This is a genomic window from Lactobacillus iners, from assembly GCF_011058775.1.
GTDB classification, from domain to species: domain Bacteria; phylum Bacillota; class Bacilli; order Lactobacillales; family Lactobacillaceae; genus Lactobacillus; species Lactobacillus iners.
The window spans coordinates 1101316-1127269 of sequence record NZ_CP049230.1 but is presented as its reverse complement, the minus strand read 5'-3'; the positions used below and the strand labels follow the sequence as shown (position 1 = coordinate 1127269).

22 protein-coding genes and 2 tRNA genes are annotated in these 25954 nt (G+C 33.4%); 20 read left to right on the top strand and 4 right to left on the bottom strand.

Annotated features, from left to right (window positions below):
- Position 1 precedes the first annotated feature (1 nt).
- On the bottom strand, positions 2-772 hold the full coding sequence (locus G6Z82_RS05465; protein ID WP_164785908.1) for a PDDEXK family nuclease: 771 nt from the start codon (positions 770-772) through the stop codon (positions 2-4).
- A 149-nt stretch (positions 773-921) separates the two neighbouring features.
- Positions 922-2250 (bottom strand): SLC45 family MFS transporter, encoded by a 1329-nt coding sequence (locus tag G6Z82_RS05460; RefSeq protein WP_164785907.1) that lies wholly within the window; start codon positions 2248-2250, stop codon positions 922-924.
- A gap of 313 nt (positions 2251-2563) precedes the next feature.
- Between G6Z82_RS05460 and G6Z82_RS05455 the strand changes: the two genes are divergently transcribed.
- From G6Z82_RS05455 to alr, 5 genes are all read left to right on the top strand, one after another.
- Positions 2564-2815, top strand: a complete 252-nt coding sequence (locus G6Z82_RS05455) for a type B 50S ribosomal protein L31 (RefSeq protein ID WP_006730552.1) — start codon at positions 2564-2566, stop codon at positions 2813-2815.
- 138 nt (positions 2816-2953) lie between these two features.
- Positions 2954-4321, top strand: coding sequence for a UDP-N-acetylmuramoyl-tripeptide--D-alanyl-D-alanine ligase (locus tag G6Z82_RS05450; RefSeq protein ID WP_006734223.1), 1368 nt, complete (start codon positions 2954-2956; stop codon positions 4319-4321).
- Positions 4322-4336: 15 nt separating this feature from the next.
- Complete coding sequence (cshA, locus tag G6Z82_RS05445) at positions 4337-5800, top strand: degradosome RNA helicase CshA (RefSeq protein WP_006729506.1); 1464 nt, start codon at positions 4337-4339, stop codon at positions 5798-5800.
- Between the two features lie 122 nt (positions 5801-5922).
- Positions 5923-6279 (top strand): holo-ACP synthase, encoded by a 357-nt coding sequence (gene acpS, locus G6Z82_RS05440; protein WP_006731180.1) that lies wholly within the window; start codon positions 5923-5925, stop codon positions 6277-6279.
- 3 nt (positions 6280-6282) lie between these two features.
- Positions 6283-7410 (top strand): alanine racemase, encoded by a 1128-nt coding sequence (gene alr, locus G6Z82_RS05435; RefSeq protein ID WP_006730559.1) that lies wholly within the window; start codon positions 6283-6285, stop codon positions 7408-7410.
- Between the two features lie 77 nt (positions 7411-7487).
- On the opposite strand, the gene cbpA is transcribed toward alr, so the two are convergent.
- Positions 7488-8171 carry a cyclic di-AMP binding protein CbpA gene (cbpA, locus tag G6Z82_RS05430; RefSeq protein WP_006729509.1) on the bottom strand — a complete coding sequence of 228 codons (684 nt, stop codon included), beginning with the start codon at positions 8169-8171 and terminating at the stop codon, positions 7488-7490.
- Positions 8172-8310: 139 nt separating this feature from the next.
- On the bottom strand, positions 8311-9282 hold the full coding sequence (locus tag G6Z82_RS05425) for an L-lactate dehydrogenase (protein WP_006734217.1): 972 nt from the start codon (positions 9280-9282) through the stop codon (positions 8311-8313).
- Between the two features lie 138 nt (positions 9283-9420).
- On the opposite strand from G6Z82_RS05425, the gene pth reads away from it, so the two are divergent.
- The 15 genes from pth (at position 9421) to G6Z82_RS05350 (ending at position 25846) form a co-directional block, all read left to right on the top strand.
- Complete coding sequence (pth, locus tag G6Z82_RS05420) at positions 9421-9978, top strand: aminoacyl-tRNA hydrolase (protein WP_006729511.1); 558 nt, start codon at positions 9421-9423, stop codon at positions 9976-9978.
- A gap of 20 nt (positions 9979-9998) precedes the next feature.
- On the top strand, positions 9999-13331 hold the full coding sequence (mfd, locus tag G6Z82_RS05415) for a transcription-repair coupling factor (RefSeq protein ID WP_164785905.1): 3333 nt from the start codon (positions 9999-10001) through the stop codon (positions 13329-13331).
- Between the two features lie 13 nt (positions 13332-13344).
- Positions 13345-13587, top strand: a complete 243-nt coding sequence (locus G6Z82_RS05410) for an RNA-binding S4 domain-containing protein (RefSeq protein WP_006729513.1) — start codon at positions 13345-13347, stop codon at positions 13585-13587.
- 82 nt (positions 13588-13669) lie between these two features.
- Positions 13670-14044, top strand: coding sequence for an FtsB family cell division protein (locus G6Z82_RS05405; protein WP_006733868.1), 375 nt, complete (start codon positions 13670-13672; stop codon positions 14042-14044).
- The gene (locus tag G6Z82_RS05400) at positions 14044-14382 is read left to right on the top strand and encodes an RNA-binding protein (RefSeq protein WP_102215340.1); all 339 of its coding nucleotides are present in this window, start codon (positions 14044-14046) and stop codon (positions 14380-14382) included. Before G6Z82_RS05405 ends, G6Z82_RS05400 begins: the two co-directional genes overlap by 1 nt.
- Positions 14383-14412: 30 nt before the next feature.
- A complete protein-coding gene (tilS, locus tag G6Z82_RS05395; RefSeq protein ID WP_164785904.1) occupies positions 14413-15705 on the top strand; it encodes a tRNA lysidine(34) synthetase TilS in 1293 nt (430 codons plus the stop codon).
- An 83-nt stretch (positions 15706-15788) separates the two neighbouring features.
- Complete coding sequence (gene ftsH, locus G6Z82_RS05390) at positions 15789-17834, top strand: ATP-dependent zinc metalloprotease FtsH (RefSeq protein WP_006731285.1); 2046 nt, start codon at positions 15789-15791, stop codon at positions 17832-17834.
- A gap of 79 nt (positions 17835-17913) precedes the next feature.
- Positions 17914-18909 (top strand): tRNA dihydrouridine synthase DusB, encoded by a 996-nt coding sequence (gene dusB / locus G6Z82_RS05385; protein WP_006731272.1) that lies wholly within the window; start codon positions 17914-17916, stop codon positions 18907-18909.
- A gap of 17 nt (positions 18910-18926) precedes the next feature.
- Positions 18927-20438 carry a lysine--tRNA ligase gene (lysS, locus tag G6Z82_RS05380; RefSeq protein WP_006729519.1) on the top strand — a complete coding sequence of 504 codons (1512 nt, stop codon included), beginning with the start codon at positions 18927-18929 and terminating at the stop codon, positions 20436-20438.
- Positions 20439-20491: 53 nt separating this feature from the next.
- Positions 20492-20563, top strand: a tRNA-Gly gene (locus G6Z82_RS05375).
- Positions 20564-20602: 39 nt separating this feature from the next.
- Positions 20603-20676: transfer RNA gene (locus G6Z82_RS05370), tRNA-Pro, on the top strand.
- A gap of 14 nt (positions 20677-20690) precedes the next feature.
- Complete coding sequence (locus G6Z82_RS05365) at positions 20691-21545, top strand: bifunctional hydroxymethylpyrimidine kinase/phosphomethylpyrimidine kinase (RefSeq protein WP_164785902.1); 855 nt, start codon at positions 20691-20693, stop codon at positions 21543-21545.
- Positions 21535-22044: an ECF transporter S component gene (locus G6Z82_RS05360; RefSeq protein ID WP_164785900.1), complete on the top strand. Its 510-nt coding sequence runs from the start codon at positions 21535-21537 to the stop codon at positions 22042-22044. The genes G6Z82_RS05365 and G6Z82_RS05360 overlap by 11 nt, the downstream gene beginning before the upstream one ends.
- A gap of 117 nt (positions 22045-22161) precedes the next feature.
- Complete coding sequence (locus G6Z82_RS05355; RefSeq protein WP_102720297.1) at positions 22162-23340, top strand: aminotransferase class I/II-fold pyridoxal phosphate-dependent enzyme; 1179 nt, start codon at positions 22162-22164, stop codon at positions 23338-23340.
- A gap of 82 nt (positions 23341-23422) precedes the next feature.
- On the top strand, positions 23423-25846 hold the full coding sequence (locus G6Z82_RS05350) for an ATP-dependent Clp protease ATP-binding subunit (RefSeq protein WP_006734701.1): 2424 nt from the start codon (positions 23423-23425) through the stop codon (positions 25844-25846).
- Positions 25847-25954 lie beyond the last annotated feature (108 nt).

Genomic DNA, 25954 nt, shown 5'->3' with positions numbered 1-25954 from the left:
GTTATAATGAATTCACAAAATTTTCTAAATCGGTTGGATTTTGTTCTTTGCGTAATTCGATACTAAAAATAACATTAGCATTTCTTGTATTAGATAATTTTCTAATATGATAAATGTTTTCTTTAAAATGGCTAAACATATATTCAGAATCATCAACTTGAAATTTGAGCTTATTAAGACGGTTGTTAGATTTGATGTTGAAATCATCTGTTAACTCAAAATTGATATTCATCTGGGTTAATTTTTTTAGGACTTCTTGTTGCTTGCTTTTTGGTACTTTGCTAGAGCCACTTTTTTTGATCCTATATTTAGCAGTTATAAAGAAATAATTACCATATTGATTGATAGGAAAAATAATGTAGTCTTTTCCTTTCGTAATCATAAATTTAACGCCTTTATCTTTATAGGCATTAGTGATCCATTCATTAAATATTTTTTGATCTATATCAATATTTTGTCCAATTGAGTCAACATGTGCATATTTTTCAAAATGCTTGTTCATATATGCAATTATGAAATCTGTACTTTTATTTGGCTTCGTTTTATTATTTGGTGAAAAAATAAATTTTTTATTTTGATAATCTGGCAAAAGCACAAATTGCCCACTTTGTGCGGAGGGCATCTTAACTTCTATATAAAACATTTTTTTGTTATTTTCATATTTGATGTCACTAATTGTTGAATTGCTAAAGCCAAAATGAGTAAAGAAGTTGCCATACTTTTTGTTTAAATATGCATTGCAGTCTAATTCAAATAATTTCCACTTTTCCATATAATATCCTCTATATCATTGCTCTTTTAAGAATTACTCTTATTATATTAAATTTTAACAGACTAAAACATATTAACATGTCATTTATTAGCTTTTTAAGCGAGCTATATATCTGCTATAAAAAAAGCCGAGAATATTCTCGACTTTTTCTATTTCTTTTCACCATATGTTTCTTTAATGATTAAGACAGATGCAGCACCAATTAATGATACAATACCTGATATCATAATCATGTTTGGCATATATTTGTTTAATAATGGATATAAAACAAAGGAAGCAACTGAAGCTACCACTTGTGGTAAACATATCCATGAATTAAATAATCCCATATATACGCCGATATTTGAACCACTTAAGGCATTCGTTAAGATAGTGAATGGAATAGCGTTAATAGTGACCCAGACAATTCCAATACATATGAAGGCAATGATTGATCCTAATTTAGTATGAGCATTAGCTAAGACAAAATAACCAATAGCTCCGACAATTAATCCTAAAATATACATTGGTTTACGGGTTTTATCATTGATTTTTACTAAGACAAATCCCCATAAGATAGCGATAATTGTTTGGATACCTAATAAAATTCCATACCAATTTCCAGCAAGTTGGAAGGCTTCACTCTTAGCATTAGCTGTATGCCAAATATTTTGAGCAATAGTTCCGGGACCATAAGTCCACAAATATTGAAAGCTGACCCAAGAACAGAATTGCACAATTCCTAATGTCCAAAAAACTTTTGGTGCCTTTTTTAAAATATTAATTAATCCATGAACTTCAGATTTTTTATTAGCAAGTTTATGATATTGGGCATAAGTTATAGGATCATATTCATGTACATTGCAAATAGTAAAAATAGAAGTAACTATTAAAATCAAGGCTCCGATGTAGAAAGATAATATTACAGAATCAGGTATGGTTCCTTTCGAAGCAGTGTTTTTAATTCCGATGATAGTTAAGATAGTTGGTAATATAGTTGCAAAAACGCCACCAATGTTACTCCATATTGTTTGCCATGACCAAGCGGTGTCTTTTTGTGCGATATTAACCATGTCCGAAATCATCATCTTAAATGGTTGCATGGACATATTTGATGATAAATCCATAAATAAAATGGCAATAGCACCAAACCATAAAGCCGCTGATGTAGATAAACCTAATGAACCTGCATTTGGTAAAAGGCACATCACAATTACTGCTACAATAGTTCCTAACATTAAATAAGGTAGTCGTCTACCTAATCGTGGTATCCAAGTTCTATCTGAATAGTATCCAACAAGAGGTTGAACTATCATACCTGCAAGTGGCGGTAAAATGAAGAAAAATCCTAATCTGGTGGGATCAGCTCCTAAGGTTTGAAAAATTCGTGCCATATTAGCACTTTGTAGCTGAAATGCCATACTGGTACCTAAATTACCTAATGTCATCATCATTAAAGTTGATAATGCCAAAGTAGGTAATTTTTTTGTTTTTTCCATAGTAGTATTCACCTTTAAATTGAAAATTAGATAATGCAAGGAAAAATTTTGCCATTTTTTCAAAAGAGAAAGCGTTTCCTTGCTAATAGATGGTATTATACACTATATCAATATACGATTCAAGTTGGAATAGTGGGCGTGCCTCTATATGATAGCGTTTTCAAATAGTATTTAGTAGATATTTATTTGAAAAATCAGAATAATTTGGAGCAAAAATTATTTTATCTTGAATTAGTTAGTTACTGATGATATAATTTATTAGTCATGTTAATCTATGGTCTGAGAAATGGCTATGGCAAAGGAGATAATAATTATGAAACAAGGTATACATCCAGATTATCAAGAAGTAGTTTTCATGGATTCATCAACTGGTGCAAAATTTGTATCAGGTTCTACTTTGAAACCAAAAGAAACTATCGAATTTGAAGGTAAAACTTATCCATTAGTTCGTGTTGAAATTTCTTCAGATTCCCACCCATTCTACACAGGTAAACAAAAGTTTGCTCAAGCAGATGGTCGTATCGAAAAATTCAACAAGAAGTATGGTATTTCTTCAAAGAATTAATCACGACAAGATTCTTTGTAAAAGAGCAGCCCTATGTTGGTTGCTCTTTTTTAACTTTATAAGTGATATAATTTATTATGTGTTTATAAACACTGATTAGTTTAAATACTAATTAAGGTTAGGAGTAAATTTTTTATTATGAAAATGCAACTTTCAGAAATCGCTAATGCAATCGGTTGCGATTTGTCTATGAATGAAAGTACGATTGTATCGTCTGTAGTGTTTGATTCACGAAAAGCAGTCGCAGATTCATTATTTGTTCCCTTGGTTGGCGAACGTGATGGTCATGATTATGTTGCTAATGCAGTTGCTAATGGTGCTGTAGCTGCATTATGGCAAAAAGATCATGCTAATAGACCTGAGAATATTCCTGTACTTGTGGTTGATGATACATTATTAGCGTTGCAAAAATTAGCAAAATATTATTTGCAAAAAGTTAATCCAACGGTGGTTGGGATTACAGGATCCAATGGTAAAACTACTACTAAGGATATGGTGGCTGCGGTTTTATCGAAAAGATTTAATGTGCATAAAACACAAGCCAATTTTAATAATGAAATCGGCGTGCCAATAACGATTCTAGAAATGAAACCTACAACTGAAATTTTAGTTTTGGAAATGGGTATGGATCGTGCAGGTCAATTGCATCATTTGAGTGAGCTCGTTTGTCCAGATGTTTGTGTAATTACGATGATTGGTGAAGCACACATTGAGTTTTTTGGTACAAGAGATAAAATTGCTGATGCGAAAATGGAAATCACTGATTTCTTAAAAGAAGATGGAAAGTTTATCTTTAATGGTGATGAACCTTTATTGCAAGCACGTGCTCAAAAATTGAATCAATTACAGGCCACTTTTGGTTTTAATTCAACTGATACAATTTATGCAACTAATTTTAATTCATATATGCACCATGCTTCATTTACCATTAATGATTCAAAAGTTAAATTTACTATACCAATGATTGGTAAACACAATGTGTCAAATGCGTTGGCAGCTATTTTGGTGGGTAGAACGTTTGGTGTGCCTGATGTAGAAATAGCTCAGGCATTAGCTAATTTTGTACCAACAGCTAATAGAATGCAGTGGGAAAAAGGCGACTTAGGTGAAGCAATTATGAGTGATGTTTATAATTCTAACCCTACTGCTGCTAAAGCTGTGTTAACATCATTTAGTCAAGTTGATGTAGACGCATTTGGTCGTCGGATTGCTGTTTTAGGTGATATGTTAGAATTGGGTGCAGCTTCACACCAGTTGCATGCTAGTTTAGCCGAGGTTTTGACTCCTCAATTAATAGATGAGCTTTATCTATATGGTCCGGAAATGAAATATTTATTCGAGGCGCTGTCTGGAAAATATGAAAGCTCAGCTTTGCATTACTATGAAAAAGATCATATGGATAGAATGATTAACGATCTTAAAGAAGATATAAAGCCACATGATATTGTTATGCTTAAGGGCTCTCATGGAATGCATCTTGAAAAAGTGTTAGAGCGCCTTCTGTAGGAAGGAAATAGATATTTGAAATTTTCAGAATTAAATTTAAAGCCAGAATTATTGAAAGCAATTAAGCGTGCGGGGTTTGAAGAGGCAACGCCGATCCAGGAAAAAACGATTCCTTTGGTTCTAAGTGGCAAGGATGTCATAGGACAAGCCCAAACAGGAACAGGTAAGACAGCTGCTTTTGGTTTACCAATTTTACAAACTTTAGATAAAAAGCAGGAAGGTATTCAAGCCTTAATTATTGAGCCTACACGTGAGCTTGCTATTCAAACACAAGAAGAATTATTTAGATTAGGTAGAGATGAAAATGCACATGTGCAAGTAGTTTATGGTGGTGCAGATATTCGACGTCAAATTAGATCATTAAAGCAGGTTCCTAATATTTTGGTAGGTACTCCTGGTAGATTACTTGATCATTTAAAGCGACGTACAATTAATCTTTCTCATTTGAAGCATGTTATTTTAGATGAAGCTGATGAAATGTTAGATATGGGCTTTATCCAAGATATTGAAAGTATTTTGACTTTTGCTTCTAATGATCATCAAACTTTGTTATTTTCAGCTACTATGCCTAAACCAATTTTACAAATTGGTGAAAAATTTATGCATGATCCGCAAATTGTCCAGATTAAATCTAAAGAGTTAACTGCAAATTTGATTGATCAATATTTTGTTCGTCTAAAAGAAAATGAAAAATTTGATATTTTATGTAGATTGATAGATGTCCAAGATCCAGAATTATCGGTTGTTTTTGGTAGAACCAAACGACGTGTTGACGAACTGACTAGAGGATTTCAGGCACGTGGTTATGATGCTGCAGGAATACATGGCGATTTAACCCAAACTAAGCGAATGAGTGTTTTGAAACGCTTTAAGCAAGGTAAATTGGATATATTGGTAGCTACTGATGTGGCAGCTCGTGGTCTTGATATCTCAGGGGTTAGTCATGTTTATAATTATGATATTCCTCAAGATCCTGATTCATACGTTCATCGAATTGGAAGAACGGGTAGAGCAGGTAAGAATGGTATGTCAATTACTTTTGTTACTCCTAATGAAATTGGCTATATGAAGACAATTGAAAGATTAACACGTAAGAAAATGACACCTCTAAGACCACCATCTGATAAAGAAGCTTTTGATGGTCAATTAAGCATTGCAAACAAAAAAATTCAAGAATTATTAGATAGTGATTTAACTAAGTATACTAAAGAAGCTGAAAAATTATTAGAAAATAATTCTGCTCTAGATTTAGTTGCCGCATTATTAAAAGATATGGCTAAGGATGCTGAGCAAGTAAAAGTAGAAATAACTCCGGAAAAACCGTTGCCTTTCAAAAATAGAAGAGGAAACACACAAAACTTTAAACGCAGATATCGTTCAGATGATCGTGATCGAAATATTAAGCGTCATCGCAAACCAAATGCTCAAACAAGAGAGCGGAATATTAAACATAATTTTGTAATTAAGAAAAAAGATTAAAATAAAAAACAGTGTCGGAGTACTAATTTTAAGTGCAGGATGCTGCTTTTTTTATAAATAATATGTCATGATATAATATTTATTATTGCTAGTTTATTATGATGATATGAAAGGAAATGCTTGTGTTACGTGGCGTTGGTATTGATATTGTTGATTTAGACAGAATTCGTGAGCAAATAAAAAAAGGCGATTTATTTGCTAAAAGAGTGCTAACTTCTAAAGAATTTGAACAATATCAAAAATATCAGGAAAATAGACAAGTAGAGTATTTAGCTGGCAGATTCTCCTGTAAAGAGTCTTTTTCAAAGGCTATGGGAGTAGGACTAGGTACTATTGTTAAATTTAAAGAAGTAGAGATTATTGATAATGATTTAGGACAGCCAGAGATGACAGCTAAAAGTTATCATGGTAGGATTTTTGTAAGTATTTCGCATGAGAAAAGATATTTAGTCACGCAGGTAGTGTTGGAGGATATTTAAGAAATGATCTCAGGAATTCATAGACCGACCAAAATATTGGTTGATCTAGCAGCAATTAAAAGTAATGTCGAAAATGAAATAAAAAATTTGAAATCAGGGCAAAAGTTGTGGGCAGTTGTCAAGGCCAATGGCTATGGACATGGTAGTGTTGTCATTTCTAAGACAGCTATTGCTGCGGGTGCTCAAGGACTATGTGTTGCTATTTTAGATGAAGCTATTGAATTACGTAAAGCTGGAATTAAGGTACCTATTTTAGTATTAGGTATTACTTTACCTAAATTTGCATCATTAGCAGCTGAGAATGACATTTCTTTAACTGTTGGTGATTTAGATTGGTTAAAAAAAACTAGCACTTTTTTATCTGGGACTAAATTAAAAATTCATTTGGCAATTGATTCTGGGATGGGGAGAATAGGTTTTAATGAAGATGATGCATTTTTAAAGGCTAATGATTATTTATTGTCTCATCCTGAATATGATGTTGAAGGAATGTTTACCCATTTTTCTACAGCAGATTGTCATGATTTAGAGTATTTTGATAGTCAAGTTAAAAAATTTGACCACTTTAAAAAAATGTTAAGAATAAAGCCAAAGTATATTCATTGTGATAATAGTGCAGCTTCTATTTTTAATCGCCAAGTGGATAGTGATTTAGTACGCTACGGGATCGCCATGTACGGCTTAAATCCATCTTCAGCACCTCATGGCATTGAGATTCAACCTAAATTTACTTTGCAACCAGCTCTTTGTTTTGTTAGTGAATTAGTATTTGTAAAACAAATTCATGCTAATAATGCGGTGGGTTATGGTGCAACTTTTAAAGCTGATACTGATGAATGGATTGGCACAGTTCCAGTAGGATATGCTGATGGTTGGCAACGCTCAATGCAAGGATTTAAAGTTAAAGTTGGGGATGTATATTGTCCAATTGTTGGTCGTGTATGTATGGATCAATTTATGGTTTTGTTACCAGAAAAAATGCCAGTAGGTACACCAGTTGAATTGATTTCTGCTGATGCAAAAGCTCCAAATAATATTAAAGCAGTAGCAGATTATGCTAATACAATTCATTATGAAATTGCTTGCCTGTTAAGTGACCGTGTACCACGTGAATATCTCAATAAATTTTAGAAATTTAATCAAAAAGATAATAGCCAAAGTAAAAAGGTTATCAGCGTTAAAACTGATAACCTTTTTTGGATATATAATTATTTATTCAAATATTGACCAGGTTTTTCATCAGATCTTAGAATTGTACCCGACTGCAAATCTTCAATCTCCGCTACTACAAAACCCTTTTTTTCTAATTTGTCTACAATGGCTTTCATTGTATCATTGGATACGCCTACAGGTAATGTAAATAGATTACGACGAACTAATTCACCTAATTTAACATCCAAGGTTAAGCAACTAGCAATATTAGTATATTTGGAAATTATTTTTGCCATCTTGACTAAATTTCCACGTTCATTATCAGAAAGGACGGTTAAAACAAACGAACTATTTTTAATATTCCAAGCATCTGAGAGCATTCCTAATAATTTGGAGTGAGTTAAAATCCCATAAAAATAATCTTGTTCATCAAGAACAGCAATATATGGTAAGTCCTTAATGTTAAAAAATACTTGAAAAAATGGTGAATTAACCTTAATGGTTTTAGTCGCATTTTTCAAAAGATAAGTTACAGGTAAATTCATGTCGCCACCTTGTGACTTATGGCGATAGATGTGCATTTTATAAATATTCCCTCGAAAAAGTTTACCTGAGTCATCTAAAATAGGGACACAACGATAGCCTGAATCTTCTAAAATTTGTAATGCTTCGGCTAAAGTTGCTTTTTCATTAACGGTTGTTAAGTAGTCTTTTTTATAGACTAATGATTTGATTAGCATATTTTTCCTCCATATATCGATAATTTTATAAAATTATATCATAAAATCAGGGCAAAATTAAACATTGATTAATAAAAAGTTCATTTTATCAATCAATGTTCAAAAAAGTGCTAATCTTTTAGATTTAAGCTATATTAAATTATTGACGAACCTTAACGCCAGTTTCTTTGAAGGCACGATCCATAACTTCCTTCAATTGTTTTGCGGAAGCTTCCATTCTCTTTTGTTCGTCTTCATTCAAAGGCATTTCAATAACTTGTTCAAGACCTTTGCGACCAACAACTGCAGGAGTACCAATGTGAAGGTCATGTAAACCATATTCACCATTCATTGATACTGATAATGGAAGAACAGCATGTTCATCGTTCAAAATAGCTTTAGTAATTCTTGCAAGTGCAGTACCGATACCATAGAAAGTTGCACCCTTCAAGTTAATGATAGTGTAAGCAGCATCAGCAACTGTCTTGTGAATTTCTTCAAGCTTGTTTTCACCAACTTCTGGATGTGCTTTAACCCAATCTGATACTTTAACACCAGCAACGTTGTTGTAGCTCCATACAGGGAATTCAGTATCACCGTGTTCACCAAGCATGTATGCATTAACTGAACGAGGGTCAACGTGTTCCAATTCAGCAATAGCTCTTTGAAGACGACCAGTGTCAAGAGATGTACCTGAACCGATAACACGATCTTTTGGAAATCCTGAAATCTTCCAAGTTGCATGAGTTAAAATGTCAACAGGGTTGGCAGCAACTAAGAAAATACCCTTAAATCCTGATTCAACAATTGGTTCAACAATTGCACTCAAGATCTTTAAGTTCTTGTTAACTAAGTCAAGACGAGTTTCACCTGGTTTTTGTGGAGCACCAGCAGAGATAACTACTAAGTCAGCATCCTTAGCGTCTGAATATTCAGCAGAGTAAATATTCTTTGGAGCAATCCAAGGTGTAGCGTCTGATAAGTCGATAGCATCTCCTTTAGTTCTATCTTTAACAATATCAACAATACCTAATTCTTGTGCAATGCCTTGTTGTACCATAGCAAATGCGTAACTAGATCCTACGGCACCGTCACCAACAAGAATAACTTTATGAATTTTTTCTTCTGTCATGTTTTACAACATCCTTTCTTAATTTTGTTAATCCTTTAACAAATTGATTATACCATTTAAAAGCAAAGTTTTAAAATTTTGTATTATTTTATATGTTATAATCTTGATTTAGTAGATGAGCTATAGGAGATTGATCAAATGAAATTAATTGTGGGATTAGGAAATCCTGGTTTAAAATATCAAAAAACAAAGCATAACACTGGATTTATGGCTATAGATTATTATTTGAAAAAAAATGGTCTTTCCTTTAATAAGGAAAAATTTGAAGGCTTTTGGATAAAAACTAAGATTAAAGGTGAAGATGTTATTTTACTTGAACCTCAAACGTATATGAATGATTCAGGAAAATCGGTCACACAATTAGTTGATTTTTTTAAAATTGATGCACATGATATTTTAGTAATACATGATGATATGGATATGCCAGTAGCTAAAATACGGCTTAGAAAAAGTGGCAAATCAGGTGGACACAATGGAATTAAGAGTATTATTAATTGCTTAAATGATTCAGAATTTAATCGACTAAAAATAGGAATTGATCATCCAACGAAAGAAACAGTTGTTTCATGGGTTTTGACACCATTTTCAAGCGAGGATTGTACTAAAATGGAAGCAACGTTTGCAACTGTAAGTCAGATTATTGATGATTTTATTGACAATAAGAGCATAGAATTTTTGATGAACAAGTATAATTAAGCATAAAAGGTAATGAAGTAATGAAACTTTCTGAGTTAATTGCAGCTGATGCTAACTTGGTAAATTTTATCAAGGCAGTTCCGCAAGCAAAAAATTCGATGTTAACAGGGGTGAATTTTGGAGCCTTTAATCTGATCATCAGAGAGCTTTTACATAGGCTACAACAACCTATTTTGATTGTCGCTAGTGATGAAAATCGAGCACAGCAAATTTATTCGTCTTTGGTAGAACTTTTTGAAGAAAATATGGTTCATTTTTTTCCAGTTGAACCATTATTAGAAACGCAGGCTGCTGTATCGTCATTGGATGAATTAAGTCAAAGGTTAGATGCTATGTCTTTTTTGCTGACGAAACAAAAGGGAATAGTTATTTCTACTCCACAGGCTTTGCAATATCCATTACCTGCTGCTATTAAATTTAAAGCGAATAGTTTAACCTTAAAAGTAAATCAAGTTTGTAACTTATCAAAAATTTGTGATTTTTTGGTTCGCTGTGGATATAAACGTGATGATTTGGTGGCAAATCCTGGTGAATTTGCACTAAGAGGGGATATTCTAGATATTTATCCAATTAATATTGCATATCCATATCGTATCGAGTTTTTTGATGATGAGATAGATAATATCAGAACTTTTAATCCTGTTAGTCAACGTACTAAAGACAGTTTAACTGAGGTAGTTATAGAGCCTGCAGATGATCAGTTAGATAAACTTTATCAAAATGAAGATTATACTACAATTTTAGACTATCTAACTGAGTCGGGGATTATTTGTTTTGATGATATTAGAGCAATTAGACAAAATATTGTTCAAATTGATGCCCGCAATCGTGATTATTTAGCTCATGAGACAAGCACCAATATTAAAAATAGTAGATTAGATTTTACGTCAATTTTTAACCAAATTGTTCAAGTTAAAATTTACAGTTCTTTATTTCAAGTTAGTGTCAATGATTTAAAAATAGATCAATTATTAAATCTACATACTAGAGAACCCCAACAATTCTTCAGTCAGATGTCGCTGATTAAAAATGAATTATCAGTGTATGAATTACAACAACAAACTGTTATTATTCAGGCTGATAATTTAGTGCGAGCCAAGCAAATTAAGAGTACTTTTGCTGATTATGGCATTGATATCACTATTGCTGCTGAAAATAGTTTGATTCCAAATAAGCGGCAAATTATTGTAGATAATTTTAATCAAGGTTTTGTTTTACCTCGAATTAATTTGGTTTATTTGACTGAACATGACTTGTTTAATCGACAACCGCATATCCATAAAAAAATAAAGAGTTTAGAAAATGCTCAGCAAATTCGTAGTTATCAGGAATTAAATCCTGGTGATTATGTTGTGCATATTAATCATGGTATTGGTATTTTCGAAGGTATAAAGACTTTAGAAAGCAATGGCAAAAAGGGTGACTATATAACGATTACATATCGTAATCATGATCAGTTGTTTGTACCAGCTGATCAATTAGGAGTTGTGCAAAAATATGTAGCATCTGATGGAAAAATACCAAAAATAAATAAGCTTGGTGGTAATGAATGGGCCAAAACTAAATGCCGTGTCCAAGAAAAAATTGAAGATATTGCTGATGAATTGCTGGCAATTTATGCTCATCGAGCAACTGAAAAAGGTTTTGCTTTTTTACCTGATGATGAATTACAGCGTGATTTTGAAGCAGCTTTTCCATATTTAGAAACGCCTGATCAAATCAAAGCTATTAAGGAAATCAAGTTAGATATGCAAAAAGAAAAACCAATGGATCGTCTATTAGTAGGTGATGTTGGATTTGGTAAGACTGAGGTTGCTTTGCGTGCGGCTTTTAAAGCTATTGATAGTGGAAAACAAGTAGCTTTTTTGGTGCCTACAACAATTCTTGCTGAACAACACTATGCAACTATGCTTGAAAGATTTAAAGATTTTCCTGTTAATGTTGCCATGCTATGTCGCTTTCAAACTGAAAAGGAAGCCGATGAAATAGCCACTAATTTGTCAAATGGAAAAATTGATATAGTAGTGGGTACGCATCGAATTCTATCACGTGATATTAAGTTTAAAAATTTGGGCTTATTAATTATTGATGAAGAACAACGTTTTGGCGTAAAACACAAAGAAAAGCTCAAAAAATTAAAAAATAATATTGATGTATTAACACTAACAGCTACGCCAATTCCTCGTACATTGCATATGTCTATGATTGGTGTGCGTGACTTGTCTGTGATGGAGACACCACCAGCTAATCGTTATCCGATTCAAACTTATGTAACAGAAGAAACACCAAATATTGTGCGAGAAGCGTGCTTACGTGAATTAGCAAGAAATGGGCAAATTTTTTTCTTACATAATAAAATTCAAGATATTGATCAAAAAGTTGCCTATTTGTCACAATTAATTCCTGAAGCACGAATTGAATATATTCATGGTCGTATGTCTGAAAGGCAGTTAGAAGACATTATGTTGCGATTTACTCAGAAAAAGTTTGATATTCTAGTTACAACTACGATTATTGAAACAGGGGTAGATCTACCTAATGTGAATACTTTATTAGTAGAAAATGCAGATACATATGGATTGAGTCAATTATATCAGCTACGTGGTAGAATTGGTCGAAGTTCTCGCTTGGCGTACGCATATTTTTTATATAAGCGTGACAAAGTTTTAACAGAAGTTAGTGAGAAAAGATTAAATGCTATTCGTGATTTTACGGCATTAGGCTCAGGCTTTAAAATAGCTATGCGTGATTTGTCAATTAGAGGTGCTGGTAATATTTTAGGAAAGCAACAGCATGGTTTTATTGATAGTGTTGGTTATGATTTGTATGCTCAGATGCTTGATCAAACAATTAAGCAAAAACGAGGCGATAAAGTATGTCATAAAACTAATGCTGAAGTTAGAATTAATTTGGAAGCTTATATCCCTACAGAATATATTTCATCTCAGAAACAAAAAATTGAATTTTATAAGAAAATTAAACATGCAAATGATGTGAAAGCCATTGATGATATTGCTGATGAATTAATTGATCGTTTTGGCACATATCCTAAATCTGTGGAAAATTTGTTGAATATTGCTACAATCAAAGTATTGGCTGATACAGCACAAATATTATCAATTACTAATATTGATAAAAAAATAGATATTGTGTTAGATCAAAAGGCTTCCGAAGAATTAAAAGGACCAAATATTTTTAGAACGCTGGAACATGTTTGTTTTAGAGCTCGCGTTAGCGTAGATCATGATTGTTTGCATGTTCGCTTGATTTTAGATTCTAAGTCATCGTGGCGTACTATATTCAATGAATTGAAAGTATTTTTGCAAGCAGTAATAGATATTTTACACAAGTAGTAGGAGAAAATTAATGAGAATCGATAAGTTTTTAAAAGTATCACGTTTGATTAAAAGGCGGACTGTTGCTAAAGAGATGGCTGATCAAGAAAGAGTGCTTGTTAATGGTCGTCAAGTTAAGTCCAGTTATAATGTTGCGATTAATGATATAATAGAAATTCAATTTGGAGTTAAAGCTCTAAAAGTAAAAGTTTTAAATATAAAAGAAACTACCAAAAAAGCTGAAGCTTCAGATTTATATGAAGTAGTTGAATGACATTTTTAGAGGGTCATGATATATTTAGTATAGGTTAGAGCTATTGTCAAATTGACGGTGTATTGAGAAAGGCTGAAGTAAAATGAGTAGGATACATCACTATAATTTCTTAAGCCCTGAAGAACAAGAACAGCGTATTATTCGTAAGGCAGAAAAACAAAGAAAAAAAATACATCGCTTGCGTAAAAGAAAAATCGTTATTGGTTTTGGTGTAATTTTTATAATTATATTGTTTCAGTTAATTATGGCACGAATACAGACAAATAAGATAAATAATCAGGTTTATAGTCTCAAAAAGGAATTATACACAAAACAAACACTTCATAAAAAATTAAAAGCAGAATCATATGACCTCAAAGATTTGGATTATCTATTAAAAGTAATTAGATACAAATATTATTATTCCAAACCAGGTGAGTTTATTTATAATATTCAGGATAAAAAGGATAGCAATTAATGAAATATTTAGTGGGCTTACGTGTTAGTGCCAAAGTCGATAAAGTGATAGCTAGTGGTATTAAAGTTATATTGAATAATGGCAGACGTGGCTTTATTCATTGGCGTGATTTTGGTCCTTTTTGGGATTTGAAGAAAAATAGCTTTACTAAGGGTCAGATATTAAGATTAGTAATTGTTGCTATTAATGAAAAAGGTGAAATTTTATTGTCCTTGAATCGAGTTAATGAGTCTACATTGGTAGATCCTACTAATCCTTTTAATAAAAGTGATGACTTTGCAGGGACATTGAAATGTTTGTTGAAAGAAGCTGAAGATCTTTTTAATCAATTCAATTGATGATTTTCAAGCAAAAAGCGTATATAAAGTATGAAAAAAATTATTAATTTTTTTAGTAAATATAAATTGACATTAGCTGGTAAAAAAATAATTTTGGCAATTAGTGCTGGCCCAGATTCCATGGCTTTGCTAGATATGATGCGACAAATAGTTGACGATCCGCAGAGTCAATTAATCATATGTCATGTTGATCATTGCTTAAGAAACGATAGTTATTTAGAAAGTGAAATAATTACTAAATATTGTCAGCAATATAAATTGCAACTTGAAGAGACAAAATGGGATACCCCTCATCCAGCAAATGGATTAGAGGCTGCTGCTAGAGATTTTCGATATGATTTTTTTGCTAAAATTTTACGTAAATATCAAGCTGATTATTTGTTTACTGCTCATCATGGAGATGATTTGGCAGAAAATATCCTTATTAAGTTATTAAGATCAGGCAATGTTCAAGAAATGAATAGCTTGAGGCCAATTAGAAACTGGATTGATAATAGTTTACTTGTTAGACCATTATTATCATTTTCTAAGGAAGAGTTATTAGTCTATGCAAAAAAAAGAAAATTAGCATATATTGTTGATTATACCAATCAAGAAAATGAAACTTTGCGTAATCGCTTACGGCACTTTGTTATGCCCCAATTAAAAAAAGATGCGGTTGATCTGATTAAAAATGCTAATCGTTTTGTACAAACTGAAGAGTCGCTGGAAGATTGGCAAAAGTTACTTTTTGAAAAAATTCGATATCATAAATTGCTCAATGGTATTGTTCAAGTCAATGCAGCAGATTTGTCTGATTTTAATTGTCATCAACTAAGCTTATATTTTAATTGGTTAATTGACAAAGAATGGGGACGTCAGGTTTATTTTGAATCTTTGGATTTATCAGATAATGTCCAAAATACTAAAGATCATTTTACATTAGTTAGATATTTATCTCATTTCTATATTTGCCCAAGTGATATAATACTATTAAAAAATCACCAACAAGAGGTGGTTTTAGATCAATGCTTTTCTTGGCTTAAAACTAAATATATTATCACTTTAAATAAGTTGGATTTACCAGAAGTAGGTTATTTTTACGCCAATAAAACTAGTAAGTTTATCGCTAGAAATTTGCAAGCTAATGATCGGTTAAAATTGCCAAATGGCTCTCGTGTCAAACCTAAGAAGAAGTTTGCTGAAAAGAAAATTCCCACTTTTATGAGAAACACTTATCTGGCAATTTTAATAAATGATGATATTGTGTTTGTACAAGATATTTTTAAAAATCAAGAATATAATATTAATTATCAACGTTATAATATATATACATTATTTTGATATTTAAGCTTATTTGTAGAGAAAAATTAATATTTATGTTAAAATCGTTGAAGTAATCGTGCAATGTTTATAGGAGGTTATTTATGAAGAATAAAAGAAATAGGTTACTTTCCAATGGCCTTTTCTATATTTTTATCTTTGTGATCCTCTTGAGTGGTATTAACTGGGCACTCGGAGGTTCAGATGGCAATGGTACCACTAAGAATATTCGTTATTCGGATCTGATAAAAGATTTGAAAAACAATAAAATCAAGAGTATTAACATTCAACCAGCAAATGGTGCTTATACTGTTACTGGTACTTATAGAAAGCCTCAAGCTTTAGATAAGCGGGGAGGAACAAGATTTGATTTCTTTAAGAATTCTAATAAACCTGTAGGTGCCACTAAATTTAGTACAACTATGTTGCAAAATGATTCAGTTGTAAAGAAAGTATCAGATTTAGCACAAAAGCATGGCGTTGCCTTTTCTGGACAAGGCGAATCACAATCTGGTAATTGGATTTCAACTGCTGTGATGCTGATTCCTACTTTGATTTTCATCGTTATGTTATGGATGATGATGAGTCAAGGCGGTAAGGGTGGCCGTGGCATGATGAATTTTGGCAAGTCACAGGTTAAACCTAGAGATCCAAGCAAAAACAAGATTCGTTTTTCTGATGTTGCTGGTGAAGAAGAAGAAAAGCAAGAATTAGTAGAGATTGTAGAATTTTTGAAAAATCCAGCAAAATTCACCAAATTAGGTGCCAGAATACCTGCTGGTGTTTTACTTGAGGGGCCTCCGGGAACAGGAAAAACTTTACTTGCTAAGGCTGTAGCCGGAGAAGCAGGAGTTCCATTTTATTCTATTTCTGCTTCCGAGTTTGTTGAAATGTTTGTTGGTGTCGGAGCTTCTCGTGTGCGTGACTTATTTGACAATGCTAAAAAGACAGCTCCAAGTATTATTTTTATTGACGAAATTGATGCTGTTGGTCGAAAACGTGGCAATGGTATTGGTGGAGGTCATGATGAACGTGAACAGACATTGAATCAATTGTTAGTAGAAATGGACGGTTTTGAAGGCGATGAAGGCGTAATCGTGATGGCCGCTACTAACCGTTCTGATGTACTTGATCCTGCTTTGTTACGTCCAGGTCGATTTGATCGAAAGGTCTTGGTAGGCTGCCCTGACGTCAAGGGACGTGAGGCAATTTTAAGAGTACATGCTAAGAATAAACCTCTAGCTAATGATGTTGATTTAAAAGAGGTTGCTCGTCAAACTCCAGGTTTTGTGGGAGCTGATTTAGAGAATGTCTTAAATGAAGCTGCTTTGGTTGCTGCACGTCGTGATCGTGATGAAATTACTGCTTCTGACATTGATGAAGCTCAAGATCGTGTAATTGCTGGACCTGCTAAAAAGGATGCTGACATTTCAGAGGCTCAAAGAAAGCGGGTCGCATATCACGAAGCAGGTCATGCTATTGTTGGATTAGTTTTGAGTGATTCTAGAACTGTTCGCAAGGTTACAATTGTACCTCGTGGTCGCATGGGTGGATATAATATTATGTTGCCTAAAGAAGATCAAGCTATTTCAACTAAGAAGCAATTAATGGAACAAGTTGCTGGATTAATGGGTGGTCGTGCAGGTGAAGAAATTGTCGTAGGCGATCAATCTACGGGTGCCTCAAATGACTTTGAGCAAGCTACTGCTATTGCACGTGGCATGGTTACTCAGTATGGAATGACTGAAGTTGGTATGAGTCAGTTAGAATCTGCTAATACGCAAGATCAAATGGTGAAGCCATATAGTGAATCTACTGCTGAGAAGATTGATTTGGCAATAAAGAATATTTTAGATGAAGGTCACAAGGTGGCTACTGATATTATTAATACCCACCGTGACACACATCGCCTTATTGCTGAAGCATTGCTTAAATATGAAACTTTAAATGAAAAGCAGATTTTGTCATTGTTTAAGACTGGAAAAATGCCAGAAGAAAATGATTATCCAAGTGAAAAAGATGCTTTGAATTATGAAGAAACTAAGGAAGCATTGAAGAGAAAAGAGGATAAGTTTTTGGAGAGTGATTCAGAAGATCAAAAAGGTCCAGATGATGCCAAAGATTCAGAAGATCCAAAAACAAATGATTAATTGTAGATATTATCTGATAAAATGGAGCCTTAACTGGCTCTATTTTTGAGTTTAATATATAATTTTAAAGGTGTAGTAAGTGAGTAAAAGTTGGAAAATTAGGGATGTTGTCATTCCCAATCAAGTAGTAGTAGCACCAATGGCTGGTATATCTAATGCAGCTTTTAGGATGGTTTGCAAACAATTTGGAGCAGGGTTGGTTGTATGTGAGATGATTTCTGATCATGGCATCATCTATCGCAATAAAAAAACTCTCGACATGATGAAAATCGATCCTAATGAGCATCCGATGAGCCTTCAGATTTTTGGCGGTAGTGAAGAGACATTAGTGGAAGCAGCTAGGTATGTTGATGATAATACGCATGCTGATATCATTAATATCAATATGGGTTGTCCAGTTCCTAAAGTAACTAAAACAGATTCTGGTGCAAAATGGTTATTAGATCCTGACAAAATTTATCAAATGGTCAAAGCAGTTGTAAATAATGTTCAAAAACCAGTCACGGTAAAAATGCGTACTGGTTGGGATGAGGATCATATTTATGCAGTGGAAAATGCATTAGCTGCTCAAGAAGCAGGTGCTTGTGCAGTTGCGATGCATGGTAGAACCAGAAAACAATTATATACAGGGCATGCAGATTGGGGAATTTTAAAAGAAGTATCAGATGCTTTAACTATTCCATTTGTTGGCAATGGGGATGTTACTACACCACAATTAGCTAAGAAAATGCTAGACGAAGTGGGTTGTAGTGCTGTCATGGTAGGAAGAGCGGTACTGGGCAATCCGTGGATTTTAAAAGAGATTACCCATTATCTGGATACAGGTGAGTTACTTGCTCCGCAAACTGTAGAAGAACGTGTAACTACTTGCAAAGAACAGTTGCGTAAATTGGTTGAACTTAAAGGTGAAAAAATCGCAGTTCCTGAATTTAGGCGACAAGCCGCATATTATTTAAAAGGCATTCCCCGTTCCGCTCGAACTCGTGCTAAAATAAATGATGTTTGGACGCAACAGGAAGTATATAATTTACTTGATGAATTTGTTGAAAAATTTGAATCTAAGTTAGATAAGTAATTGAAGGAGTTTTAAAATTGGCAAAGAATGAAATGAATGACCAACTTATTGTTCGTCGCAAAAAGATGGATGAATTAAGAGCAATGAATGTTGATCCTTTTGGAGAAAAGTTTGATCGTCAAGATTTAGCTCGTACCTTAAATGAGAAATATATTCAAGAAGATAAAGAAGAATTAAACGATGATATGCCACAAACCCGTGTAGCAGGTCGTATGTTAGCTAAACGTGGTAAAGGTAAGGTTGGATTTGCAGATATTTACGATCGTACAGGCAAAATTCAAATTTATGTTCGCAAAGACATTGTTGGTGAAGAGAATTACCAAATTTTTAAACAAGCAGATTTAGGTGACTTTTTGGGCATTGATGGTCATGTGATGAAAACTGATACGGGTGAATTAACAATTAGAGCATCACATATCACTTTCTTGTCTAAAGCTTTGCGACCATTACCTGATAAATATCATGGCTTACAAAATGTTGAACAAATATATCGCCAAAGATATTTGGATTTAATTAGTAATCAAGATAGTTACAAGCGTTTCTTGAACAGAACTAAAATTATTCAAGCTATTCGTGATTATTTGAATTCATTAGATTTCTTAGAAGTTGAAACACCAGTTCTCCATAATATTCCGGGTGGTGCAGAAGCACGTCCATTTATTACCCATCATAATGCATTAGACATTAATTTGTATATGCGAATAGCTTTGGAATTACCTTTGAAGCGATTAATTGTAGGTGATATGGAGCGTGTATATGAAATAGGTCGTGTATTTAGAAATGAAGGTTTAGATACACATCACAATCCTGAATTTACGGAGCTAGAAACTTACTGTGCATATTGGGATTTCCATGATGTTATGGATGAAGCAGAAGGTATTATTAGAGCAGCTGCTAAAGTGGTTTCAGAGGATGGTAAGATTAATTATCAAGGAACAGATATTGATTTAGGTAAATCATTCCGTCGCGTACATATGGTTGATTTGATTAAAGAAAAATCTGGTGTTGATTTCTGGCAACCGATGACTGATGATGAAGCTAAGAAAATAGCTGAGGAACATGGAATACAATGTGAAAAATTCTGGAAAGTTGGTCACGTAATTAATGCCTTTTTCGAAGAATTTTGTGAAGGTACTATTGTAGATCCTACGTTCGTTTATGGACATCCTGTGGAAATTTCACCACTTGCTAAGAAGAATAAAAAAGATCCAAGATTTACCGACCGTTTTGAGATTTTTATTTTAGGTAAAGAGTATGGAAACGCCTTTACGGAATTGAATGATCCAATTGATCAACGTCAAAGATTTGAAGCTCAAATGGCTGAACGTGCTGCAGGAAATGATGAAGCTGATATGATAGACGAAGATTATATCAGGGCAATGGAATTTGGTATGCCACCAACAGGCGGATTAGGAATTGGTATTGATCGTTTGGTGATGTTATTGACTAATGCTCCTGCAATCAGGGATGTTTTATTATTCCCAACGATGAGACCAGAACGCTTTGATGATTTAGATAGCGAAGAATAATATTCATAAATAGTTGTATTACATAGATTATGTGTTATAATAATCTATGTACTGCGGAAGTAGTTCAGTGGTAGAACATCACCTTGCCATGGTGGGGGTCGCGGGTTCGAATCCCGTCTTCCGCTTTGTATTGGAGCCTCACATTTTTTGTGAGGCTTTTTGTTCGGGAAATGGCTCAGCTTGGTAGAGCGCTACGTTCGGGACGTAGAGGTCGCAGGTTCAAATCCTGTTTTCCCGATAGAGGTAGATTTTATGCAGAAAATGCTTATAATTGAAGATTTATCTGCTTTAGGTCAGATTTCGATGGTTAGTGCAATTAGTGTTGCTACTATAATGAATGTTAAGCCGGCATTGTTGCCGACTATTATTTTATCTACACAAAGTGAAGGATTTGGAGCCCCCGTAAGCTTAACTTTAGAACAGTGGCAAAATAAAGCTATTGAGCATTGGAACAATTTAGAGCAAGAATTTGATACGATGATGATCGGCTATATTGGTTGTATATCAGGTGTTCAAAATATCCTTTCTTTTTTGCCACTCATTAGAAAGAAAAAATTAGTAGTGGATCCAGCAATGGCAGATCAGGGAAGCTTATATCCTAATTTGCCGCTTACTTATCCATCTATGATTAGCACTTTGTGTCAATATGCTGATGTGATTGTGCCTAATTTGACTGAAGCATGTTTGCTTGCCAAAGTTGATTATGCAAATGATTCTCTTAACCAAAGTAAGTTAAATCAACTTGTTGATAAGTTAGTGCAACGATTTCCTTCAACGGAGATTATTATTACTGGTGTCCCTTTGGCAAATAAATTAGCAGTAGTTTATGTTAATAAACAAAATATTGCTTCTTCGATGATATGGTCTGTAGAGTCGATTGCTAGACATTTTTACGGTACTGGTGATATATTTACAGCAATTGTTAGTGCATGTTTAGCTAAAAAAATGTCCACAAAAAAAGCAGTAAAAATTGCTATTAATGCTCTGGAACTAGCAGTAAAAGATAGTGCACAACTTACAGATCATGAGTTGTTATATGGATTGAAAATGACAAGATTGCAAGAATATTTATTAGATATTGAAGGAAATGAAATAGATGAAAAGTAAAAGAATAAAGTTGAATGTTTTTACTGCTTTGATGATTGCTATGTCAGTAGTTTTAGGTAGATGTTTCTTAATCCCTATTTTTTGGACAAGAGGCAATATTAATTTGTGTGATGCTGGTATTATGCTGGCTAGCTTAATTTTAGGTCCATTTTATGGTGCATTAGTAGGTGGAATAAGTGGGATGTTATTGGATTTGATATCTGGTTATGCACAATTTGCCATTTTTTCTTTAATTGCTCATGGATTAGAGGGATTAGTTATTGGTTTTATTTATTTTAAACTCAAAAATCGTACTTGGAGTAAATATTTAGCTCTATTTTTTGGTAGTGTAGTTATGATTGCTGGTTATGTTGTAGCTGATGGTTATCTTTACTCATTGAAGGCGGGCTGGTTAGGTATTGGTACAAATATTTTGCAGGCATTAATTGGTGCCATTGTTTCACTTTCTCTTTATTTTGCTTTATCTAAAAAAATACATAATATTTTTGAAATCAATTAATATAATTTCTATAAAAACTTTGGGTTTAGTTCTAAAGTTTTTTATTTATATTTGCATTAGCCCGTGTTTATGTTTTAATAATATCATGTTATTTTAGATAGTAGATGAGGTAAAATTATGTCAAAGTTATCAGAAAATGTCCATTCAACTCTTAATCAGATTCCTAAGTTTAAACTTTTCAATTTTTCTCAATATGCCTTAAAATTTCCTGATGTTATCCAATTGACATTAGGAGAGCCAGACTTTAATACTCCTGATCATATTAAGTTGGCAGCAATTAAAGCAATTATTAACAATCATACTAGATATGCACCGCAAAGGGGTATACCAGCTTTGTTAAACGCAATTAGTGCCGATGTTGAGCAAAAACTCGGTTTGCATTATGATCCAAAAGATGAAATTATTGTTACTAATGGAGTTACTGAGGGATGCTATGCTACGATTATGGCATTAGCAAATCCAGGAGATATCTTTTTATTACCGACACCAGGATTTCCAATGTATGTAGCAGATGTTGCGATAGCAGGAGCAGAAATAGTTGAAATAGATATTTCCAAAGACAATTTTAAATTGACACCCCAACTCTTACAAAAATATCTGGATAAATATGGCGATCGGGTGAAGGGATTAATTATGGTTAATCCTTCTAATCCTACTGGTGTGGCTATGAATCAAGCTGAATTGGATGCCTTAGCTGAGGTTATTCGTGGCAAAAATATTTTTGTTATTTCAGATGAGATTTATAATTGCTTGTGGTATGAGGATGAAATTGGTTCGATAGCTAAAGCGTTACCTGAACAGACAATTATGTTTAATGGATTTTCGAAAACTTATTGTATGACTGGTTGGCGAATAGGTTATATTTGTGCACCAAGGGAAATCAGTGCTCAAATTTTCAAGGTGCATTGTTTTGCTCTTACTGATACAGTAACATTTGTCCAAGATGCTGCTATAGAAGCTTTAGTTAATGGTCAAGATGATTGCTTGCCAATGAAAAAAGCCTATATTGAGAGACGTGATTATATTTGTGATGCTTTAGCTAAAATGGGATGGGAACATCCATTTCCTCAAGGAGCATTTTATGTATTTGCTAAAGCACCAGAATTTTTAGAACAAGATGATGAAAAACTTGCTTATGATTTGATTAATAATGCTAAAATTGCTGTGGCACCAGGTTCCTATTTTGGCAAGGGTGGTGAACATTATTTACGCTTTTCTTATGCAATATCGTTAGATGATATAAAAATCGCAATGGAACGATTAAAGAAATATACAGCAGAAAGAAAGCTACAATAGCATAAGTTACCAAATTTTTTAATTGACTTAAATTTAGTTATAATAGTTAGCATAAGATTAACTAATAAAATGGTGGTGTATAATGAATATTCCTTATAGTGAAAATGCAAAGAAAGTCTTAGATATTGCTCAGCAAAAAGCAACAATGCTTAAACATGCAGTAATTAGTACTGAACATGTGTTATTAGCGATTTCCACAATGGAAGAATGTAGTGCATATCAAACACTGAAAAAATATAAAGTTACAGAGTCTAGAGTTGAAAATATTATCAACGAATTTTATAGCGGATATGGTGAAACGGTTGTTACAGAAGAATATTGTATTTTTTCACCACGTCTCAAGAAAGTTTTGCAATGTGCCCAAAGATTGGCACTTGTTTTAAAACAGGATACTATTACAACTAATATCTTGTTGATGGCTTTAATTAAAGAAAAAGAGCTTACATCGCGTTTGATTTTGTCTGATAACTGTGGAATTGATATCAAAGAGTTATTGAAAGTTTTGCGATATACAATTAGTAAAGCTAATTCTGTTAATAGTAAAAAACATTCTAGTACTCCTGCTTTGGCAAAAGTTTCTGTTGATTTAACTAGGCAAGCCTTAAGAGGGATGATTGATCCTTTAATTGGTCGCACTAAAGAATTGAAACGAGTGATCCAAGTAATTTCTCGCCGAGTTAAAAATAACCCTATGTTGGTTGGTGATCCAGGTGTTGGAAAAACATCTATTGCTCAAGGTTTAGCTTTAGCTATCGTTAATAAAGAGGTTCCTGTTAATTTATTGAACAAACGAATTTTATCGTTAGATTTGGCATCATTAGTAGCAGGCACTAAGTATCGTGGCGATTTTGAGACTAAAATGAAAACGATTATTAATGAAGTTAGAAGAGATGGCTCAATTATTTTATTTATTGATGAAATACATACCTTAGTTGGAGCTGGTGGAGCAGAAGGTGCTATCAATGCTTCTAATATTTTAAAACCTTTTCTTTCTCGGGGAGAAATTCAAGTGATAGGTGCTACTACTTTTGACGAATATCAAAAGTATTTGGAAAAGGATCCTGCTTTGGCTCGTCGTTTTCAACGGATTAAAGTTGGTGAGCCAACTGCTAAAGAAACTTTAGGTATTCTACAGGGTTTAAAGAGTAAGTACGAAGAATTTCATAATGTTAATATTGAAGCTGATGCCTTAAAAGAAGCAGTTGATTTATCTGTTCGGTATATTTCTAACCGCTTTTTACCAGATAAAGCTATTGATGTAATGGATGAAGCATGTTCCGCTGTAAAAATTAAGCATAATGCAACTGAAAAAGACAGCTCTGGAGAGTTAAAAGTACAAATTGCCGATCTTGCAGAACAAAAACAAAATGCAGTCATTGCACAAGATATTGCTAAGGCTGGACAATTATATCGTCAGGAATTGCAACTTAAGGCCAAGTTACAAAAAATGTTGCAACAAAAGGATACAAGCAAACCTAAACGACCACTAGTTACTGTAGATCAGGTAGAAAAAGTGGTCTCTGAATTGACTGGTGTTCCTGTAACGAAGATGCAACGTCAAGAAAGCAAGCGATTAGCTAAATTAGAAAGTATTTTGCATCAACGTGTTATTGGCCAGAATTTAGCTGTAGAAGCAGTAAGCAGGGCTATTAGGCGTAGTCGCAGTGGCATCAAAGATCTTAATCGACCTATTGGTTCTTTCCTATTTTTGGGACCTACGGGTGTAGGTAAGACAGAATTAGCTAAGGCCTTAGCTGATGCGGTATTTGGCTCAGAAAAAAATATTATTCGGGTTGATATGTCTGAATATATGGATAAGGTTGCGGTTACTAAGTTAATTGGTTCTGCTCCTGGTTATGTTGGATATGAAGCTGGCGGTCAATTAGCAGAGAAAGTAAGACGTAACCCTTATTCTGTAATTCTGTTGGACGAAGTTGAAAAAGCTCATCCCGATATTTTTAACATTTTATTGCAGGTTTTAGATGAAGGCTTTTTGACCGACTCTAAGGGTCGCAAGATTGATTTTAGAAATACAATTATTATTATGACGTCTAATTTAGGATCCCGCTCTCTTAAAGACGATAAGACTGTTGGCTTTGCTACTAGCAATCAAGATATCAATGGTGTTATTAAAGAAAAAGTATCTGCTGCTACGAAGAATTTCTTTAGACCAGAATTTTTGAATCGAATTGATGAGCAAGTAGTGTTCGAAAGCTTAGATAAAAAGCAAATTAGACAAATTGTAGTGTTAATGATTAACCAATTAGTGCAACGTCTACAAGAAAAGAAAATTGCGATGAAGATTACTACAGGAGCAATGGATATTTTAGCTAAGGATGGCTTTGATCCTGAAATGGGAGCTCGTCCTTTACGTCGAGCTATCCAACATGAAGTTGAAGATGTTGTGGCAAAATATTTAATTAGTGGTGAATTACATGAACACCAAATTTTAAAGTTGTCAGCTAAAAATGGCAAATTAACTTTTGCAATTAGTGACAATAAGTAATATTAATTTTGACATTTTTTAAAATTTAGAGTATAATAACTACGTTTAAAAGTCTGAAATTCAGGATTTTGCTGATCTATTGTCCAGCAAAATAATAAAACAAAAACA

Coding starts and splice junctions, on each gene's coding strand:
- G6Z82_RS05465 (WP_164785908.1), bottom strand. CDS start 772: ATGGAAAAGTGGAAATTATTTGAATTAGACTGCAATGCATATTTAAAC.
- G6Z82_RS05460 (WP_164785907.1), bottom strand. CDS start 2,250: ATGGAAAAAACAAAAAAATTACCTACTTTGGCATTATCAACTTTAATG.
- G6Z82_RS05455 (WP_006730552.1), top strand. CDS start 2,564: ATGAAACAAGGTATACATCCAGATTATCAAGAAGTAGTTTTCATGGAT.
- G6Z82_RS05450 (WP_006734223.1), top strand. CDS start 2,954: ATGAAAATGCAACTTTCAGAAATCGCTAATGCAATCGGTTGCGATTTG.
- alr (WP_006730559.1), top strand. CDS start 6,283: ATGATCTCAGGAATTCATAGACCGACCAAAATATTGGTTGATCTAGCA.
- cbpA (WP_006729509.1), bottom strand. CDS start 8,171: ATGCTAATCAAATCATTAGTCTATAAAAAAGACTACTTAACAACCGTT.
- G6Z82_RS05425 (WP_006734217.1), bottom strand. CDS start 9,282: ATGACAGAAGAAAAAATTCATAAAGTTATTCTTGTTGGTGACGGTGCC.
- pth (WP_006729511.1), top strand. CDS start 9,421: ATGAAATTAATTGTGGGATTAGGAAATCCTGGTTTAAAATATCAAAAA.
- mfd (WP_164785905.1), top strand. CDS start 9,999: ATGAAACTTTCTGAGTTAATTGCAGCTGATGCTAACTTGGTAAATTTT.
- G6Z82_RS05410 (WP_006729513.1), top strand. CDS start 13,345: ATGAGAATCGATAAGTTTTTAAAAGTATCACGTTTGATTAAAAGGCGG.
- G6Z82_RS05405 (WP_006733868.1), top strand. CDS start 13,670: ATGAGTAGGATACATCACTATAATTTCTTAAGCCCTGAAGAACAAGAA.
- G6Z82_RS05400 (WP_102215340.1), top strand. CDS start 14,044: ATGAAATATTTAGTGGGCTTACGTGTTAGTGCCAAAGTCGATAAAGTG.
- tilS (WP_164785904.1), top strand. CDS start 14,413: ATGAAAAAAATTATTAATTTTTTTAGTAAATATAAATTGACATTAGCT.
- ftsH (WP_006731285.1), top strand. CDS start 15,789: ATGAAGAATAAAAGAAATAGGTTACTTTCCAATGGCCTTTTCTATATT.
- G6Z82_RS05365 (WP_164785902.1), top strand. CDS start 20,691: ATGCAGAAAATGCTTATAATTGAAGATTTATCTGCTTTAGGTCAGATT.
- G6Z82_RS05360 (WP_164785900.1), top strand. CDS start 21,535: ATGAAAAGTAAAAGAATAAAGTTGAATGTTTTTACTGCTTTGATGATT.
- G6Z82_RS05355 (WP_102720297.1), top strand. CDS start 22,162: ATGTCAAAGTTATCAGAAAATGTCCATTCAACTCTTAATCAGATTCCT.
- G6Z82_RS05350 (WP_006734701.1), top strand. CDS start 23,423: ATGAATATTCCTTATAGTGAAAATGCAAAGAAAGTCTTAGATATTGCT.